The sequence below is a fragment of the Janibacter sp. A1S7 genome (assembly GCF_037198315.1).
Lineage (GTDB): Bacteria > Actinomycetota > Actinomycetes > Actinomycetales > Dermatophilaceae > Janibacter > Janibacter alittae.
The window spans coordinates 2817024-2835370 of sequence record NZ_CP144913.1 but is presented as its reverse complement, the minus strand read 5'-3'; the positions used below and the strand labels follow the sequence as shown (position 1 = coordinate 2835370).

Annotated in this window: 15 protein-coding genes and 1 tRNA gene; 12 read left to right on the top strand and 4 right to left on the bottom strand. The window is 69.6% G+C overall.

Annotated features, from left to right (window positions below; translation table 11 throughout):
• Window positions 1-84 precede the first annotated feature (84 nt).
• The 5 genes from V1351_RS13705 (at window position 85) to V1351_RS13685 (ending at window position 5545) form a co-directional block, all read left to right on the top strand.
• The gene (locus tag V1351_RS13705; RefSeq protein WP_338748751.1) at window positions 85-477 is read left to right on the top strand and encodes a phage holin family protein; all 393 of its coding nucleotides are present in this window, start codon (window positions 85-87) and stop codon (window positions 475-477) included.
• Window positions 478-587: 110 nt separating this feature from the next.
• The gene (hisC, locus tag V1351_RS13700; protein ID WP_338748750.1) at window positions 588-1661 is read left to right on the top strand and encodes a histidinol-phosphate transaminase; all 1074 of its coding nucleotides are present in this window, start codon (window positions 588-590) and stop codon (window positions 1659-1661) included.
• A 217-nt stretch (window positions 1662-1878) separates the two neighbouring features.
• Complete coding sequence (gene pdhA, locus V1351_RS13695; protein ID WP_338748749.1) at window positions 1879-3114, top strand: pyruvate dehydrogenase (acetyl-transferring) E1 component subunit alpha; 1236 nt, start codon at window positions 1879-1881, stop codon at window positions 3112-3114.
• Window positions 3111-4100, top strand: coding sequence for an alpha-ketoacid dehydrogenase subunit beta (locus V1351_RS13690; protein ID WP_338748748.1), 990 nt, complete (start codon window positions 3111-3113; stop codon window positions 4098-4100). Before pdhA ends, V1351_RS13690 begins: the two co-directional genes overlap by 4 nt.
• 14 nt (window positions 4101-4114) lie before the next feature.
• Window positions 4115-5545, top strand: coding sequence for a dihydrolipoamide acetyltransferase family protein (locus tag V1351_RS13685; RefSeq protein ID WP_338748747.1), 1431 nt, complete (start codon window positions 4115-4117; stop codon window positions 5543-5545).
• Between the two features lie 141 nt (window positions 5546-5686).
• Here V1351_RS13685 and V1351_RS13680 read toward each other — a convergent pair whose 3' ends face one another.
• Complete coding sequence (locus V1351_RS13680; protein WP_338748746.1) at window positions 5687-6130, bottom strand: MarR family winged helix-turn-helix transcriptional regulator; 444 nt, start codon at window positions 6128-6130, stop codon at window positions 5687-5689.
• A gap of 83 nt (window positions 6131-6213) precedes the next feature.
• On the opposite strand from V1351_RS13680, the gene V1351_RS13675 reads away from it, so the two are divergent.
• Window positions 6214-8241: a cytochrome c oxidase assembly protein gene (locus tag V1351_RS13675; protein ID WP_338748745.1), complete on the top strand. Its 2028-nt coding sequence runs from the start codon at window positions 6214-6216 to the stop codon at window positions 8239-8241.
• A gap of 130 nt (window positions 8242-8371) precedes the next feature.
• Window positions 8372-8569, top strand: coding sequence for a DUF6458 family protein (locus V1351_RS13670; protein ID WP_338748744.1), 198 nt, complete (start codon window positions 8372-8374; stop codon window positions 8567-8569).
• Between the two features lie 69 nt (window positions 8570-8638).
• Here V1351_RS13670 and V1351_RS13665 read toward each other — a convergent pair whose 3' ends face one another.
• Complete coding sequence (locus V1351_RS13665) at window positions 8639-10510, bottom strand: acyl-CoA dehydrogenase (RefSeq protein WP_338748743.1); 1872 nt, start codon at window positions 10508-10510, stop codon at window positions 8639-8641.
• A 312-nt stretch (window positions 10511-10822) separates the two neighbouring features.
• On the opposite strand from V1351_RS13665, the gene V1351_RS13660 reads away from it, so the two are divergent.
• A tRNA-Gly gene (locus V1351_RS13660) sits at window positions 10823-10893 on the top strand.
• A 99-nt stretch (window positions 10894-10992) separates the two neighbouring features.
• On the opposite strand, the gene V1351_RS13655 is transcribed toward V1351_RS13660, so the two are convergent.
• Window positions 10993-11580 (bottom strand): hypothetical protein, encoded by a 588-nt coding sequence (locus V1351_RS13655; RefSeq protein WP_338748742.1) that lies wholly within the window; start codon window positions 11578-11580, stop codon window positions 10993-10995.
• A gap of 334 nt (window positions 11581-11914) precedes the next feature.
• On the opposite strand from V1351_RS13655, the gene V1351_RS13650 reads away from it, so the two are divergent.
• Window positions 11915-13282, top strand: a complete 1368-nt coding sequence (locus tag V1351_RS13650) for a polysaccharide deacetylase family protein (RefSeq protein ID WP_338748741.1) — start codon at window positions 11915-11917, stop codon at window positions 13280-13282.
• Between the two features lie 88 nt (window positions 13283-13370).
• On the opposite strand, the gene cls is transcribed toward V1351_RS13650, so the two are convergent.
• Window positions 13371-14852 carry a cardiolipin synthase gene (gene cls, locus V1351_RS13645; protein WP_338748740.1) on the bottom strand — a complete coding sequence of 494 codons (1482 nt, stop codon included), beginning with the start codon at window positions 14850-14852 and terminating at the stop codon, window positions 13371-13373.
• 90 nt (window positions 14853-14942) lie between these two features.
• Between cls and V1351_RS13640 the strand changes: the two genes are divergently transcribed.
• The 3 genes from V1351_RS13640 to V1351_RS13630 all read left to right on the top strand — a co-directional run bounded on the left by V1351_RS13640 (window position 14943) and on the right by V1351_RS13630 (window position 18346).
• Window positions 14943-16409, top strand: coding sequence for a peptide MFS transporter (locus tag V1351_RS13640; protein ID WP_338748739.1), 1467 nt, complete (start codon window positions 14943-14945; stop codon window positions 16407-16409).
• Window positions 16410-16525: 116 nt separating this feature from the next.
• On the top strand, window positions 16526-17101 hold the full coding sequence (gene dcd, locus V1351_RS13635) for a dCTP deaminase (protein WP_338748738.1): 576 nt from the start codon (window positions 16526-16528) through the stop codon (window positions 17099-17101).
• Window positions 17102-17143: 42 nt separating this feature from the next.
• The gene (locus tag V1351_RS13630; RefSeq protein WP_338748737.1) at window positions 17144-18346 is read left to right on the top strand and encodes an MFS transporter; all 1203 of its coding nucleotides are present in this window, start codon (window positions 17144-17146) and stop codon (window positions 18344-18346) included.
• Window position 18347 lies beyond the last annotated feature (1 nt).

Genomic DNA, 18347 nt, shown 5'->3' with positions numbered 1-18347 from the left:
GCGGACGAGGGGGCTCGGGTGGGGTCGGTTGTGACCCGTTCGTCGCCGGACCTCGCAGCGCCCGTGACCTGACATGCTGTCCCCATGACGAATTTCCTCATCCGAACGGCCGTGAACGCCGTCGCCCTGTGGGTCGCCGCGTGGCTCGTCGACGGCATCGTCCTCGCCGAAGACGGCACCACCTTCGCCTCGAAGTTCACCACGATCGTCCTCGTGGCGCTGATCTTCGGGGTGGTCAACGCGGTCGTCAAGCCCATCGCCCAACTGCTTGCCTTCCCCGCCATCGTGCTGACGCTCGGGCTGTTCACCTTCGTGGTCAACGCCTTCCTGCTGCAGTTGACGGAGTGGATCTCCTCACCGCTCGGCCTGAGCTTCGTCATCAGGGAATTCTGGTGGGATGCCGTCATCGGTGCCCTGATCGTCACCGTCGTCTCGATGGTCCTCAACTGGATCCTGCCCGAGCCGGACGACCGCTGAGCCCACCCCTCGCCGCCCCGGCCGTCCCCCTTCGCAGGAGCCCGGGCAGGTGCACACACGGGCGCAGAAGCCCCAACGCGTGCCTCCCGTGAGTGGTTAAGGTGCGCTCCATGGACTCCCCTCGGTTGCGCTCCGCCCTCGACCAGGTCCCGGCCTACGTCGCCGGTCAACCGCCGACCCCTCGTGAGGGGCAGACGGTCTACAAGGTCTCCTCGAACGAGAACCCCTACCCACCGCTGCCCTCCGTCCTGGACGTCATCCGCGAGCGCGCCGCCGAGGTCAACCGCTACCCGGACATGGGCGTCACCGCGCTGACGGATGCGCTCGCCGCCTTCCTCGACGTGCCCCGCGAGCAGGTCGCGACCGGCACCGGATCCGTCGGCGTGCTGGGCCAGATCATCCAGGCCACGTGCGACGCCGGGGACGAGGTCGTCTTCGCATGGCGGTCCTTCGAGGCCTACCCCATCGTGGTGGCCGTCGCCGGGGCCCGGTCGGTGCAGGTGCCACTGACCGCGGACTTCCGCCACGACCTCGACGCCATGGCAGCCGCGATCACCGACCGCACCAAGGTCGTCCTCGTCTGCACGCCGAACAACCCCACCGGCCCGGCGGTGACCCACACCGAGCTGCAGGACTTCATCGCCGCGGTCCCCTCCCACGTGCTCGTCGTCGTCGACGAGGCCTACCTGGAGTTCGTCGACGGGCAGGACGCGGTCGACGGGCTGGCGCTGCGCCGCGAGCACCCCAATGTCGTCGTCCTGCGGACCTTCTCCAAGGCCTACGGGCTGGCCGGCCTGCGGGTCGGGTACGCGGTGGCGGCCGAGCCGGTGGCCCAGGCGCTGCGCAAGACCGCGACCCCCTTCGGCGTCAACCACCTCGCCCAGGCTGCCGCGGTGGCGTCGTTGGCGGCGAAGGGGGAGCTGGACGAGCGCGTTCGGCGGATCGTCGCCGAGCGTGCCCGGGTGATCGACGGACTGCGCGCGGCCGGGTGGGACGTACCGCAGAGCCAGGCGAACTTCGTGTGGTTCCCGCTGGGGGAGCGCACCGCGGAGTTCGTCGCGGCGTGCGACGCGGCCGGCCTGTCCGTGCGGCCCTACGGGACCGACGGGGTCCGCGTGACCATCGGTGAGCCGGAGGCGAACGACCGCCTGATCGAGGTGGCCACGACCTTCGCAACTGCTTAGGCGCGTGCGAAACCCAGCGCTCCCACTGCGCCTGCGTGGACCGGGTGGGGTCCGCAGGCCGTTTGGGTGTCCAGCCAGCGAGACGCTAAGTTGGGTGACGCCATGATCTGTGGTCCCGGTCACAAGCCGGCCGCAGCCAGACGATGCGCCACTCCGGCGCACCTCACTGCCGCGGCACGGGGCGACCCCCCGGGACGTGGAGCGAAGGGAGCATCAGTTGAGCGACAACGAGGTCGCCGGGCACGCCCGGTCCCGCATGGAGGGGGCGTTCCAGCCCTCACCCGAGATGGGGCCCACGCCCCCTTCGCAGATCTACGGACACTTCTCCGACGAGAACCCGGAGATGGTGCAGTTCGTCGACGCGGACGGCAACCGGCTCGAGACCAACGAGACCAACGCCCCCTACGCCAAGATCGTCGAGGAGATGACGAGCGAGGACGCGCGGATCATCTACCGCGACCTGGTCCTCGTGCGCCGCATCGACGCCGAGGGCTTCGCCCTCCAGCGCCAGGGAGAGCTCGGGCTGTGGCCCAGTCTCTTCGGCCAGGAGGCCGCCCAGGTCGGTGCCGGTCGTGCGCTGCGCGAGCAGGACTACGCCTTCCCCGGCTACCGCGAGCACGGTGTCGCCTGGTGCCGCGGCGTGCCGCCGGAGAACCTGCTGGGGATGTTCCGCGGGGTCAACCACGGCGGGTGGGACTCCAACGAGAACAACTTCCACCTCTACACGATCGTCATCGGCAACCAGATGCTGCACGCGACCGGGTACGCGATGGGCATCGCCGCCGACGGCGACATGGCCACCGGCGACCCGGACCGGGACGCGGCCGTGATGGCCTTCACCGGTGACGGCGGCACGAGCCAGGGTGATTTCAACGAGGCGCTCGTCTTCGCGGCCGTGAAGCAGTCGCCGGTCGTCTTCTTCGTGCAGAACAACCAGTGGGCGATCTCGCAGCCGAACGAGACGCAGTTCATCATCCCGCCCTACCAGCGGGCCCGCGGCTTCGGATTCCCCGGCGTGCTCGTCGACGGCAACGACCCGCTGGCCACCTATGCGGTCGCCAAGGACGCCCTGGACAAGGCTCGCTCCGGCCAGGGCCCGACCCTGATCGAGGCCTACACCTACCGGATGGGCGCGCACACGACCTCCGACGACCCGAGCAAGTACCGCAGCAGCGCCGAGGTCGAGATCTGGAAGGAGAAGGACCCGATCAAGCGGATGCGCGGCTTCATGACCGAGCGCAACCACGCGGACGAGGAGTTCTTCGCCGCCGTCGACGCCGAGGCCGACGAGATCGCCGTGCGGGTGCGCAAGGCCTGCCAGGAGATGCCCGACCCGGAGATGGCGACGATGTTCGACCACCAGTACACCGACCACCACCCCCTGGTGGCGGCCGAGCGCGAGGAGTTCCTCGCCTACCACGCCGGCTTCGCCGAGGAAGGGGGCCAGGCATGAGCGGCACCCGTCTCAGCCTTGCCAAGGGCCTGAACGCCGGGATTCGCGCGGCGATGGACAAGGACCCCAAGGTCGTGCTCATGGGGGAGGACGTCGGCACGCTCGGCGGAGTCTTCCGCATCACCGAGGGTCTGCAGAAGGACTTCGGTGAGCACCGGGTCGTCGACACCCCGCTCGCCGAGTCAGGGATCGTCGGCTCCGCGGTCGGGCTGGCGCTGCGCGGGTACCGGCCGGTGGTGGAGATCCAGTTCGACGGCTTCGTCTACCCCGCCTTCGACCAGATCGTCTCCCAGGTCGCCAAGATGCACGCCCGCTCGCTCGGGCACCTCAAGCTGCCGATGGTCATCCGCATCCCGTGCGGCGGCGGCATCGGCGCGGTCGAGCACCACAGCGAGTCCAACGAGGCCTACTTCGCGCACACCGCCGGCCTGCGGGTGGTCACCTGCAGCAACGCGGCCGACGGCTACTGGATGATCCAGCAGGCGATCGCCTCCGACGACCCGGTGATCTTCTTCGAGCCCAAGCGCCGGTACCACGAGCGTGGCGAGACCGAGATCGACGAAGGGGGCACCGCCGAGCTCGGTCTGTACGAGTCCCGCGTGGTCCGCGAGGGCACGGACGCGACGTTGCTGTGCTACGGCCCGATGGTCAAGACCTGCCTGCAGGCGGCCGAGGCCGCTGCGGAGGAAGGTCGCAACCTCGAGGTCGTCGACCTGCGCACCCTCAGCCCGCTGGACCTGCCGACCATCATGGAGTCGGTGCAGAAGACCCGGCGTGCGGTCATCGTCCACGAGGCGCAGACCTTCGTCGGGCTCGGCGCGGAGATCGCGGCCCGAGTCCAGGAGGAGTGCTTCTACCACCTCGAGGCGCCGGTGCTCAGGGTCGGGGGCTACAACCTCCCGTATCCGCCGAGCCGCTTCGAGGAGGAGTTCCTCCCGACCCTCGACCGCGTCCTCGACGCCGTCGACCGCTCGCTCGCGCACTGACCAGGAGGACCGAAGTGGCCGTCAAGAACTTCAACCTGCCCGACCCCGGCGAGGGCCTGACGGAGGCCGATGTCGTCTCCTGGAAGGTCCAGCCGGGTGACACCGTCACCGTCAACCAGATCGTCATCGAGGTCGAGACCGCCAAGTCCCTCGTCGAGCTGCCGATCCCCTTCGCGGGCACGATCACCGAGCTGCTCGTCGCCGAGGGAGACACCGTCGACGTGGGTGCGCCGATCATCGCCATCGAGGTCGAGGGCAGCGAGCCCGAGGCCGCCCCGGCCGGGGACGCGCCCGCGGCCGAGGAGGGCGAGGCCGATGAGTCCAGTGGACCCAACCTCGTCGGCTACGGCGCCAAGGCCGGTAGCACCCGTCGCCGCGCCCGCAAGGTCGCGCCGGCGAAGGACGTGCCCACCACTGCGGGCCCGGACGCGCCACCCGCGCCTGCGCCCTCGGCTCCCGCCGCTGCGCCGGCACCGGCCGCGCCCGCGGCCCCGGCGCAGCCGCTGAGCCCACAGGCGACCCGCGCCCTGGCCAAGCCGCCGGTGCGCAAGCTCGCCAAGGATCTCGGCGTCGACCTGCAGTCGATCACCCCCACGGGCGAAGGGGGCGTCGTCACCCGCGCCGACGTGGAGGCGGCGTCATCCGGCGCCGGTGCCGCCGGTGCCGCAGCGGCCGGTGCGGACGCTGCCGCGGCCACCCCGACAACCGGCGGGGGCGCCCCCTTCGGTCCCGAGGAGACCCGGGTGCCGATCAAGGGCGTGCGCAGGGCAACGGCCGAGGCGATGGTCTCCTCGGCGTTCACGGCGCCGCACGTGAGCGAGTTCGTCACCGTCGACGTCACCGCGATGATGGAGATGGTCGAGCGGCTCAAGGCCGACCGCTCCTTCAAGGACGTCAAGGTCACGCCGCTGCTCGTCGTCGCCAAGGCGTTCACCCTGGCGCTGCGACGGCACGCGGAGGCCAACGCCAGCTGGGACGGCGCCGCACAGGAGATCGTCTACCACCGTGACGTCAACCTCGGCATCGCCGCGGCGACTCCCCGCGGGCTGCTCGTGCCCAACATCAAGGCCGCCGACCGGCTCTCCCTGCACGACCTCGCCGGTGCGCTGGGTGACCTCGTCGCCACCGCGCGCGACGGCAAGACGCAGCCCGCCGACCTGGGTGGTGGCACCGCCACGATCACCAATGTCGGCGTCTTCGGCGTCGACACGGGCACCCCGATCCTCAACCCGGGCGAGGCCGTCATCCTCGCCTTCGGTGCGGTCCGGCGGATGCCGTGGGTGGTGACCGCTGCCGACGGGAGCGAGTCGATCGAGCCGCGCTGGGTCACCCAGCTCGCGCTGTCCTTCGACCACCGGCTCGTCGACGGGGAGCTCGGCAGCAGGCTGCTCGCCGACGTCGCCGCGCTGCTGCACGACCCGGGAACGGCCTTCCTCTGGGCGTGAGCGTGGCTGCATGGGCGGGGGTGCAGCGGCCCTTGGCGCACAGTCCGCACGGCCGGGTGCTCGACGTGCCTGAGCGCACGGTGCGGACTGCGGCCTGAGTCGGGCCACCGCACCCCCCGGCCCACTCGCAGGCGCCGTGTCTCAGGGGTGGTGGCGCTCGTCGGCCGCCACGGTGTCGCAGAAGCGGTCGAGGTAGTGGATGAAGGTGGCCACGTCCTCGTCGGACCAGTCCGAGAGCAGCTCGACGAACCACGCCTCGCGGCGGGCGACCAGCTCGTCGAGGACGGCGTGCCCCTGGTCGGACAGGGCCACCAGCTGCGCGCGCCCGTCCTGCGGGTCCGGGACCTTCTCGACGAGCCCGAGCGCGGTCAGGTGGCTGACCTGTCGGCTGACGGTGGAGGCGTCGGAGATGTTGCGCTCGGCGATGTCGCCGACCCGGGCCGGGGCGTCGCGGAGCGCGAGGAGGACGGCGTGGTGGCTCGGCTCGAGGGCGGGGTGCACGCGAGGCGCACGGGCGCGGGTGGCGTGCAGCATGCGCAGCATCCGGATGACGCTGACGCTGAGCTGGCCGGCAGACGCGGACACGCGGTCTCTCCTGACGGTTGGTTGACGGTGCTGGAGCCGCACCGGGGTGGGTCTCTTCAGATGCGTTGCCTAGATTAGACGTCATGTCCACCTCCGCGAGCGCCCCCCGCACCACCTCGCGCCCCCTGGTCCTCTTCGGGCTCCTGACGGTGGTCGTGGTGGTCGCCGCCACCGCCTTCGGCGGGGGAGCGGCGCCCCTGGAGCTCGGTGATCCCGGCCCCTTCGTGCGTTGGTCCCTGCCGACGTTGCGCGCCATCCACGACGGCGCGGCCGCGGTGACCATCGGCGCGCTCGTCCTGGCTGCCTTCATCGTCCCGGAGACCACCCGCACCACCCGCCGACGCACGTTGTCGCACCTGGCCGGTGGAGCGGCCATCATCTGGTTCCTCGCGGGGGTCGGTGGGCTGCTGACCAACTTCGCCTCCCTGGCCGGCATCCGACTGACCGACCCGAACTACCTGACCCAGCTGGCCGCGTTCATCTGGCAGCTCGACGCCACTCGCACGGCCGCCATCTCCGCGTTCGTCGTCGCGATCGTGGCCCTGTGCGCCCCGGTCGTGGAGTCGAAGGCCGGCCTCGGTTGGCTCTCCGCGGCGAGCCTCTTCGCCCTGCTGCCTCTGGCCCTGTCCGGCCACTCCGCGGCCAGCCTGGACCACATGGGTGGGGTCAACGCCCTCGCGTTCCACCTCGTCTCGGCGACGCTGTGGGTCGGTGGCCTGGTCGCACTCGTGGTGATCCGCCCGTCGCTGGGCAAGCACCTCCAGGTGACGGTGCAGCGCTACTCGGTCATCGCCGGCTGGTGCTTCGTGCTGCTCGTGGGCTCCGGCCTGCTGGCGGCGTGGATCAACATCGGTGCCCTGTCCGGGCTGGCCTCCCGCTACGGCGTCCTGCTCATCCTCAAGTCGGTGGCTGCGGTCCTCCTCGGGTTCGCCGGCTGGTGGCACCGTCGCCGCACCATCGCCGCCCTGGGCGACATGACGAAGGGGGGTGCCCCCCTTCGCGAGTCGGGCGCCGGGCCGACCGTGGGACGGGACCGCGCCTTCACCCGGCTCGCTCTCGGTGAGGTCGCGGTCATGGCCGCGGCCTTCGGTCTCGGTGCCGCGGTCGGACGCACCCCGACGCCGCCCACCGCCGAGGAGCGCCCGGAGACCTCGATCGTCTACGACCTGTCCGGCTACCTCGACCCGGGTGCGCCGGACTCCATGAGCTGGATCACCGCGTGGCAGACCGACTGGCTGTGGGCGCCGGTGGCCGTGATCGCGGTCCTGGTCTACGTGCGCTGGGCCCTGCGGCTGCGCGCCCGCGGTGACCACTGGCCGCTCCTGCGCACGATCAGCTGGGTGCTCGGCTGGGCCCTCTTCGTCTACTTCACATCCGGTGGCGTCGCGGTCTACGGCCGGATCCTCTTCTCCTGGCACATGATCGATCACATGGGCGTGGCGATGCTCGTGCCGCTGCTGCTCGTGCCGGGGGCGCCGGTCACCCTGGCACTGCGCGCGCTCCCGGTGCGCAAGGACAAGACGCTGGGGCCGCGCGAGTTCATCCTGGCGACCGTGCACTCGAGCTACCTGCGCGTGCTCGCCAACCCCGTCATCGCGGCCTCGTTCTTCTTCTTCAGCCTGGCGATCTTCTACTACAGCCCGCTCTTCGAGCTGGCCATGCGCACGCACACCGGGCACGTGCTGATGATGGTCCACTTCCTTGCGACCGGGTACATGTTCACGTGGGTGCTGATCGGTGTCGACCCCGGGCCGAAGCGCTGGTCGCCCATCGCGTTGCTCGTCGTCCTCTTCGCCACGATCAGCTTCCACGCGTTCTTCGGTGTGCTCATCACGCAGTCCACCGAACTGCTGGCGGCCAACTACTTCGGCCGGCTCGACCTGCCCTGGATGACCGATCCGGTGGCCGACCAGCGCACGGGTGGAGCCATCGCCTGGGGCGTCGGTGAGGTGCCGACCCTGGTGCTCGCGGTCACCGTGGCCTGGCAGTGGATGAAGACGGACACCAAGGAGAGCACCCGCCGTGACCGTCGGGTGGACCGCGACGGTGACGCCGAGCTGGCGGCCTACAACGCGCACCTGGCCGACTTGGCGCGCCACGACGATCGGTAGTCCGCCGCAGGGCCGTGGATGCGTTCTTCCTCGCTAGGCTGTGGTGTGCGGCTCCCGGGCCGACAGCCTCCTGCGGGGAGAACCCGCCAGGACCGAGCACCGGCCTCGAGGTCGGAGAACGGAGTTGAGCATGTACATCGGAATCGGGATCTTCCTGCTGCTCGTCGGCCTCGTCATCATCTTCGCCTACAACGGCGAGATGATGATTGCAGGCCTCGACCTGGTGGCCATCGGGTGGATCGCCATCGGGCTGGGCGTGCTGGCGATCGTCCTCAGCTTCGTGATGGACCGTCGCCGTCGCACGGTGGTGCGCGGCGACCGCTACTGAGTCCGCACACGACGAAGGGGTGTCCTCACCAGCCGGTGAGGACACCCCTTCGCCGTGGGGCCGGCTCGATCAGAAGGCCGCCTCGGGGACGTCCATGAGGGCGTTGTCGGTCGCCTCGGCGATGGCCTTCTCGGAGGCCAGACGGGGCAGGACGTTCTTGGCGAAGAAGCTCGCCGCGGCGATCTTGCCGGTGTAGAAGTCCTGGTCCTTCCCGGAGACCTCGCCCTGCAGTGCCGTCGTCGCGATGGCGGCCTGGCGCAGGAGCAACCAGCCGACGACGAGGTCACCGGCGGCCAGCAGCAGGCGGGAGGTGTTCTGCCCGACCTTGTAGATGTTGGTGAGGTCCGAGCCCTCGGCCTTGGGGTCAGCGGACTGCAGCGCCTGGAACATCGCACCCAGGATGCCCTGGACGTCCTCGAGCCCCTTGGCCAGCAGCTCCCGCTCGGTCCTGAGGGCCCCGCCCTGCGCGTCGACGTCCTGGGCGAACTGCTGGATCTGCATCGCGAGGTGCCCCAGGGCCTGGCCGTTGTCCCGCACGATCTTGCGGAAGAAGAAGTCCTGGCCCTGGATGGCGGTCGTGCCCTCGTAGAGGGTGTCGATCTTCGCGTCGCGGACGTACTGCTCGATCGGGTACTCCTGCAGGAAGCCGGAGCCGCCGAAGGTCTGCAGCGACTCGGTGCCGAGCAGCGTCCAGGCGCGCTCGGAGCCCAGGCCCTTGACGATCGGCAGCAGCAGGTCGTTGACCCGGTTGGCCATCGCGGCGGGGCTCTCGTCGGCGATGTCCTCCGAGCCGGTCTCGCGCTGCTGGGTGTCGACGGTGTCCTGCTGGGTGGAGGTGAAGAGCACGAGCGCGCGCAGTCCCTCGGCGTAGGACTTCTGCAGCATCAGGGAGCGGCGCACGTCCGGGTGGTGCGTGATGGTCACGCGGGGGGCGTCCTTGGCCGGGGTGGTCAGGTCGGCGCCCTGGACGCGCTCCTTGGCGTACTCGAGGGCGTTGAGGTAGCCGGTCGAAAGAGTGGCGATGGCCTTCGTGCCGACGAGCATGCGTGCGTTCTCGATGACGCGGAACATCTGCGCGATGCCGTCGTGGACGCCGCCGAAGAGGGTGCCGACAGCGGCGTGCGTCTCACCGAAGGTGACCTCGCAGGTCGTGGAGACCTTCAGACCCATCTTGTGCTCGACGTTGGTGACGTAGGCACCGTTGCGCTCGCCGAGCTCGCCGGTCTCGAGGTCGACGTCGTACTTGGAGACGATGTAGAGGCTCAGACCCTTGGTGCCCGGGCCCGCGCCCTCGGGGCGGGCGAGGACGAAGTGGATGATGTTGTCGCTCATGTCCGACTCGGCCGAGGTGATGAAGCGCTTGACGCCCTCGATGTTCCAGGTGCCGTCACCGTTGTCGGTGGCCTTCGTGCGTCCGGCGCCCACGTCGGAGCCCGCGTCGGGCTCGGTGAGGACCATGGTGCAGTGCCAGTGGTTCTCGACGATCCACTTGGCCAACTTCTTCTGCTCGGGCGTGCCGAGCAGGTAGAGCAGGTTGGCGAAGGAGTAGCTGGCGCCGAACATCCCGATGGCCGGGTTGGCCCCGAGGACGAGCTCGTTCATCGCCCAGCGCAACGACGGGGGAGCGACGGTGCCGTCGAGCTCCTCGGGGACGTCGAGCGACCAGAAGCCGGAGTCCTTGTAGGCCTGGAAGGACTTCTTGAAGGACTCGGGCATGGTGACCGAGTGGGTCTGCGGGTCGTAGACCGGCGGGTTGCGGTCGGCGTCCGCGAAGGACTCGCCGAGCTCGTTCTCCGCCAGGCGCGCGTACTCCTTGAGCATCTCGCTCGCGGTGTCTGCGTCCACGGCTTCGTAGGGGCCCTGGCCCAGGACCTCACCGCGCCCGAAGACCTCGAAGAGGTTGAACTCCAGGTCGCGGAGGTTGCTCTTGTAGTGACCCATGATGGCGGCTCCTGGTCATGTCGATCGAGTGCCGGTGTGGCCGGCGTCGGGGTGTCGGTAAGCGGTCGCTTACCGACGCTCCTTCCCATCTTCACCTGTAGTTGCTTGCGGTAGCAAGCAAAGCGGCGGTGACGTGACGCACACGCGCGGCGGGCGCTTCCGGTTGGGTCCGCGTTGAGCGGAGGCCGCCTGCGGCCGGGACGTCGAAGGGGGTCGGTCCCGGTCTCGTCGACGATGCAGGGAGTGCGGTGGACCGTGCGAGCGGCGGTCTGCGTGTGGGTTACGATGTCGGCTGCACGTCTACGGACGCGCGCCGGTGTAGCTCAATGGTAGAGCGCCAGCTTCCCAAGCTGGACACGCGGGTTCGATTCCCGTCACCGGCTCTCCCTCTTTCCGGGGTGATGTCCGATACGGGCAGGAGCGGTCGTCGAGGTCCCGCCCGTTGAGTTCGCCGGGCGGGTGGTCCCGGTGGCGGCGCACCTTCATCTGTGCGGCCCGGGGCTGTGCAGCGTCGACCCGTCCGGGTCGCCGCCGGACAGGTCTGCCTCCCCGGCGGCCGCACCGCTGGGGCGCAGAACGTCCCCATCCGTGAACTGGGCCGCCTCTGGTGGAATCGTCACCAGGCGGGTCACGTCGGTCCGCGCCGGCTGCAGGACCGTCAACCACGACTCGTCGATGACAGTGACCGAGATCTGGTATCCCCACATCTGCCACGTGCTCGCATAGCACGTCCCTCCGTCGATGACCAGCAGGTCCGTGCGGGCACGCCTGGTGACGTCCTCACCCGGCTCGTCGGGGTACGCGAAGTCCACGACCCGTTTGGGCAGACGGACACCGCACTCGGTGAGCGTGTCGACCAGCCCGGCGGCCTGCATGCCGGGCGTCGCCCGTGCGTCCTCGACCTCGTCGACGGCCGGGAACGAGAAGGTGGACAACTCGACCGCTCGAACACCCTTGACGCCCTTCTCCGGCGCCTGCACCGCGCGGTTGACACCACTACCCGTGGGCTCGTGCACGGTCTCCCAGAACGCAGGGACCGAATCTGCGTCGGCGAACCAGACTGTGCGCACCGCGAGTTCCTCTCGTTGCGTCCCGCACGGGACGTGGCTCAGTGGATGCCGCTGTACCGGCTGGGTCGTGCGGATGCGGCCGTTGCGGTACTGGTTGTCTACCCCACACCGGCAGTCGGCGTCACGCCGTGCGACGGTGTTGATACCTTCATGTGGCGACCTGGAGCCAGCGCAGGCCGGGCCGCGAAGCGGCGGGATGAATCCCATTCCGACCACACCCCCACTCAGTACAGGAATGAGGCTCGCGACGCCCATGGGTCGATCACTTCGTGCCGTCGGGGTGGGCGTGGTGTTGGCCGTGGTCGCCGCGTGCCAAGGAGCGCCTCCCGAGGAGGTGAGCCCGCAGAACGTGGCCACGGCGACCGTCGCCGCCGTCGACGAGCTGCAGACGGTCGATTCCCGCCTGCTCGGCGCCCTCGAGGGATTCCGGACCCGCAGTGTGCTCGACGAGGACCGCCACATCCACGTGACCTGGCCCCAGATCCCCGAGGCGGCGGCGCTCAACGACAACCTTGCCACGAGCCGGTCCGGGCTCGTCGATGACTTCCGCTCCGAGTACGCGCCGCCCGTGCCGGGCCAGGTGGCCACCCCCGAGCTCAACGCCGCCTGGCGTCTCGTCGGCGCGTCGGACGACGCTCTCGGGGTGCTCAGCGAGGACTACCTGAACGCAGGCGGCAGCGCAGCACAGTCCTGGCACTCCACCTGGTACGACAGGGACTCGGGCGCCGTGGTCGCCAACATCGGCCTGATCGACGATCGCGAGGAGCTGCGCGAGCAGATCACCGAGGGGCTCGACGGCCATCAAGGGGTCTTCGAGGACGAGCTCGCTGCTGCTCTCGCCGACGACGACATTCCCGTCCTCGGCTTCACCCCACAGGGTGACCTGTTCGTCGGCTTCGACGAACTCCAGGTGGGCGCCGGGTCGGCGGGTCAGGTCTCGGTCGTCATCTCCCTCGACGACCCCGACCAGCTGCTGTCCGACTTCGGGGAGCGAGCGCGGGCGGCGGCACTGGAACCCGAGGTGCCCGGCTCGGAGACGCCGGGCCCGCCGACGGAGTCGACCCGGCCCGCCCCCCAGCCCTCGGCGAAGCGCGTGAACTGTCGCAAGCTCAAGTGCGTGGCGATCACCTATGACGATGGACCCGCTGCCGGTACCGAGGAACTGCTGGACACGTATCGCGACAAGGACGCCACGGCGACGTTCTTCGTGCTCGGCCAGCAGGTTGCGACCTACCCGGAGACCGCGCGACGGATCGTCGACGACGGGCACGAGATCGGCGTGCACACCTGGGACCACAAGGACCTGACCCAGCTCGCTCCCGAGGAGGTCGGTCGCCAAATCACTCGCACAGCGGACGAGATGACGGCGACCACCGGTGTGCGACCGACTCTGCTGCGACCGCCCTACGGAGCCACGGACGACGCTGTTCGCGCGCAGGCCCGCCGACATGATCTGGCGGTGGCGCTGTGGTCGGTCGACACCGAGGATTGGCGCGACCGGGACACTGACGTGGTCGTGCACCGTGCCGTCGACCAGGCTCGCCCGGGGTCGATCATCCTGATGCACGACATCCACGACACCACGGTGGCCGGGGCCGGCAGGATCATCGATGGCCTGCGCGACCGCGGGTTCACCTTGGTCAGCGTGACCGATCTGCTCGGCAGCCCCGAGCCCGGCACGACGTACTCCAGCCGGCCCTGAGTCACCCTGTCCGTCGGGCGGCGATATCGGCCCTATCGGCTTCTCAGGGGCCTGGAGTCGAGTCCACTCGGGGATGGAGTCATCCGGATCACTGCAGGGCAGCAGTCAGCCGCATGACGTTGTCGACGTAGCGGAGTCCGGGCTTGCGACGCAACCACTCCTGCAGGGACAACTCGCGGGACACGGCACGGTAGTGGTCCTCGACCTGCCGCATCCGCTGAACGATCTCCGGTCCGAGCATCATCAGCGAGACCTCGTAGTTGAGGGCGAAGGAGCGCATGTCCATGTTGCTCGAGCCGATGACCGCGACGGTGTCGTCGATCGAGAAGTGCTTCGAGTGCAGGATGTAGGGGGCCGGGTAGAGGTGGATCCGCACTCCTGCCTCCAGGAGCGCGCGGTAGTACGACGCCTGGGCGTGGCCGACCATGAACTGGTCCGACAGCTCGCTGACGAACAGCTCCACGGCGATCCCCCGCTGGGCGGCCGTCGTGACGGCGTACAGCAACGACTCGTCCGGCACGAAGTAGGGGCTGGTGATCGAGATGCGCTCCGTCGCGGAGTAGATGAGCGTGGTGAACAGCCGCAGGTTGTTCTCCGCGACGAAGCCGGGGCCGCTCGGCACGAGTTGGCACGAAACGCCGTCGACGACGTCGGGTCCGGTGGTGTGGACGGCCTGCCGGGCCTCGACCGCCAGGATCTGGTCGGTCTCGGTGTACCAGTCCATGGCGAAGACGGACTCGAGCTCCGCCACGACGTGTCCGTGCACGCGCACCATGCACTCGACCCACTGCCGACCGAGCTTGTGGTTCCGGGGCTTGTTGTACCCGCGTTCGGTGAGGTTCAGCGAGCCCATGAACCCGACGGTCCCGTCCACGACCACGATCTTGCGGTGGTTGCGCAGATCCGGCCGACGGAAGCGACCGCGCAGCGGCATGATCGGGAGCATCGGGTGCCACTGGATCGAGGTGTCATCCAGGTCGGCGAGCATCTGCTTGTATCCCGGGATGCCGCGTGAGCCGATGTGGTCGAAGAGAACCTTGACGTCCACACCGCGCTCGGACGCATCAGCCATCGCGGAGAACAACGGCCCGGTCAGGTCGTCCCAGGCCATGATGTAGAACTCGACGTAGATGTACGACCGCGCTGCAGTGACCGCCTCGGTCATCAGGCGGATCACCTCGTCGTAGTCGTCGATGACCTGTACGCCGTTGTCCGCGACCAGGGGGAGCGACCCCAGCCGGTCGTTGAGGGAGACGACCGAGCTCACCAGGTCAGGGCTGCCGGGTGGCGGCTTCACGTCCGCGAGCCGTCCCGTGCGTTCGCGGATCCTCGCCTTGGCCCGCAGCTGGCGTTCGTGGCGGTTGCGGCCCAGCTCCGTGCGCCCGAAGAGCAGGAAGATGACGAAGCCGAGGATCGGCACGATCAGGATGAGCAGCAGCCATGCGGCGCCCGTGGACGGCTTCCGGTTGCCGGGGATGACGCCGAGGGCGACGAGTCGCAGAGCGAGGTTGGTCGCGACGAGGATCCAGCCGGCGAGTGCCGCCACCATCGCCCAGTCGAGTGTCGCCATGGTCGAACCCTAGGACAGTCGACCCGCCCGCGAGGGACCCCGCAGCGGGGACCGCGCGACCATCCCCCTCGACCGTGTGACCATTGTCGGATGAGTTCTTCCTCCGACGTGGACGTGCGACCAGACGATCGATCTTTCCTGGGTCAGCCTCGGATGCTGGCCAACCTGTTCAGCGTGGAGCTGTGGGAGCGCTTCTCCTTCTACGGCATGCAGGGGATCCTGCTCTACTACATGTACTTCTCCGTGGCCGACGGAGGACTGGGGATCGACCAGGCAGTCGCGACCGGGCTGGTGGGTGCCTACGGCGGCGCCGTGTACCTGTCGACGATCCTCGGCGCCTGGCTGGCAGATCGGGTCCTCGGCTCGGAGCGGGTGCTCTTCTACTCGGCGATCATGATCATGTTCGGCCACGTCTCGCTCGCCGTGCTGCCCGGCGCGGCCGGCCTCGCCGTGGGGCTCGTCCTCGTGGCGGTCGGCTCCGGTGGGCTGAAGGCCACTGCGACTGCGCTCGTCGGCACGCTCTACGCCGAGGGGGACGACAGGCGGGACGCCGGCTTCTCGATCTTCTACATGGGCATCAACATCGGTGGCCTCATCGGCCCGCTGGTCACCGGATGGCTCCAGACGTCCTGGGGCTTCCACGTCGGCTTCGCCGCTGCCGCCGTCGGGATGGCCATCGGGCTGATCCAGTACGGGCTGACCCGCAAGAATCTGCCGACCGAGGCACACGACATCCCCAACCCCCTGCCGGGCAGCGAACGCGGCAAGTGGCTCGGCATCGGCGCCGCTGCGCTCGTCGTCATCGTCGCCCTCCTGGTCACGGGCCTGGTCAACGCGACCAACCTCGACACGGTCATCGCCGGGTCCGCCATCGTCGCCGCCATCGGCTACTTCGCCCTGCTCCTGACCAGTCCCCGGGTGACCGCCATCGAGCGTCGTCGGGTCACGGCGTTCATCCCGCTCTTCATCGCCTCGGCCGCGTTCTGGGCGCTCTTCCAGCAACAGTTCACCGTCGTCGCGATCTACTCCGAGCAGCGACTGGACCGCACGATCTTCGGCTGGACCATGCCCCCGAGCTTCGTGCAGTCGATCAACCCGATCTTCATCATCGTCTTCGCGGCCGTCTTCGCGGCGATGTGGACGAAACTCGGGGCGCGCCAGCCGAGCTCGCCGTTGAAGTTCGCGATCGGTCTGGTGCTGATGGGCGTCGCCTTCCTGCTCTTCATCCCCTTCTCGACGGACGCGCCGAACAGCGCCCCGCTCTACGGCATCGTCACCGTGCTGCTCTTCTTCACCTGGGCCGAGCTGTCCCTCTCACCTGTTGGTCTGTCGGTCGCGACGAAGCTTGCTCCAGCAGCCTTCCGGGCGCAGATGGTGGCCCTGTTCTTCCTGTCCGTGTCCCTGGGCACGACGCTGGCCGGTGTGCTCGCGGGCTACTACGACCCGAACGACGAGGTCGGCTACTTCACCTTCAGCGGAGTCACCGCCATCGTGCTCGGCCTGGCGCTGGCCGCCGCGACCCCGTCGGTCAAGAAGCTGATGAGCGGGGTCCACTGACCCGGTCTGCACCAGGTGAACCGGATCGCGCCGGGGTGTGCGGGTCCTGCCATGCGGGACACGGCTCCTGCGCGGGTCCTGCCGCCCCATGTCCGGGTGGGCGCTAGTGTCGCCCCATGCTGCTCTCCGACCGGGACATCCGTGCCGAGATCGATGGTGGACGGGTCGTGCTCGACCCCTGGGACGCCGGCATGGTCCAGCCGAGCAGTGTCGACGTGCGCATGGACAAGTGGTTCCGCCTCTTCGACAACCACAAGTACCCGGTCATCGACCCGGCGCAGGACCAGTCGGACCTCACCCGCCTGATCGAGGTCGACCCCGCGGAGGGCTTCGTGCTGCACCCGGGGGAATTCGTCCTCGGCTCCACCCTGGAGGCGGTCACCCTGCCCGATGACCTCGCGGCGCGCGTGGAGGGCAAGTCCTCGCTCGGCCGGCTCGGACTGCTCACCCACGCAACGGCCGGCTTCGTCGACCCCGGTTTTTCCGGGCACGTCACCCTCGAGCTGAGCAACGTCGCGACCCTGCCGATCCGGTTGTGGCCGGGGATGAAGATCGGTCAGCTGTGCTTCTTCCGCCTGTCCAGCCCGGCCGAGAACCCGTACGGCTCGGCGGCCTACGGCTCGCACTACCAGGGGCAGCGCGGCCCGACCGCGAGCCGCTCCTTCGCCAACTTCCACCGCACCGACCTCTGACCGCAGCCCCCTTCGTCCCAGCAGCGACCTAGGGTCGAGTGCGTGCGCATCCCCGACCGGCCGCCCGTTGGCGAGGTGACCACCAGGCGGCAGGCGCGTCTGGTCGTCGCGCTCGTGTGTGCGGCGCTGGCCACCTTCGCGCAGCTCTACTCGCCGCAGGGCGTCCTGCCCGAGATCGCCCGCGACCTCGGCACCGGTGCCGACACCGCCGCCCTGACCATCTCCGCGTCGACATTGGGCCTGGCGGTGGCGGTGCTGCCGTGGTCCTTCGTCGGGGACCGGTACGGCCGCAGGAGCGCGATGCTCGTCGCAGTGGTCGGGGCGACGGGCCTGGGCCTGGTCTCGGCGTGGCTGCCGACCCTCGAGCTGGTCCTGCTCGCGCGGCTGCTGCAGGGGGTCTTCCTCGCCGGGGTGCCTGCGCTGGCGATGGCCTATCTCAACGACGAGGTCGAGGCCACGGCCGCGGTCGTGGCGGCGGGCTGGTTCGTCGGAGGCACCACGATCGGTGGCCTGACCGGCCGGATCGTCGCGACCCCGGTGGCCGAGCAGACCTCGTGGCGGTGGGGCCTGACCGTGGTGTCGATCATCGCGGCGGTGGCGGCGCTCGCCTTCGTGCTGCTGGCGCCGGCCGAGCGAGGCCACGTCGCCAGCCGTGCGGGCGGGGCGCAGGAGGTCCTGCGGAAGGTGGGTGGCAACCTGCGTGACCCGGCCCTCGTGGGGCTGTACCTCACCGCCTTCCTCCTCATGGGTGGTTTCGTCGCGATGTACAACTACATCTCCTTCCGCCTCGTGGCGCCGCCCTACCTCCTGCCCGGCTGGCTGGTCGGGCTGGCCTTCCTCGCCTACCTCGCGGGCACGGTCTCGGCCCCTCGCGCCGGCGTCCTGGCCTCGCGCCACGGCAGGTACCCGGTGATCGTCGTGATGGTGCTGGTCATGCTCGCGGGCATCGGCATCACGCTCGCCGAGCAGCTGTGGCTGGTGCTGGCCGGGCTGGTCGTCCTCACCGCGGGATTCTTCGGTGCGCACTCGGTCGCCTCGGGGTGGGCCAGCGCCCGGGCGGTCCACTCGCGGTCGCAGTCCACCGCGCTGTACAACCTGGCCTACTACGGTGGGTCCAGCGTCCTGGGCTGGGCCGGAGGTCTTGCCTGGGAAGCGGCCGGCTGGGGTGGTGTCGTCGGATTCGTCGCCGCTGCCGTCGTCCTCGCGTTGACCATCTTGGAGGTTTGCGTCCGCAGATCCGGGTAAG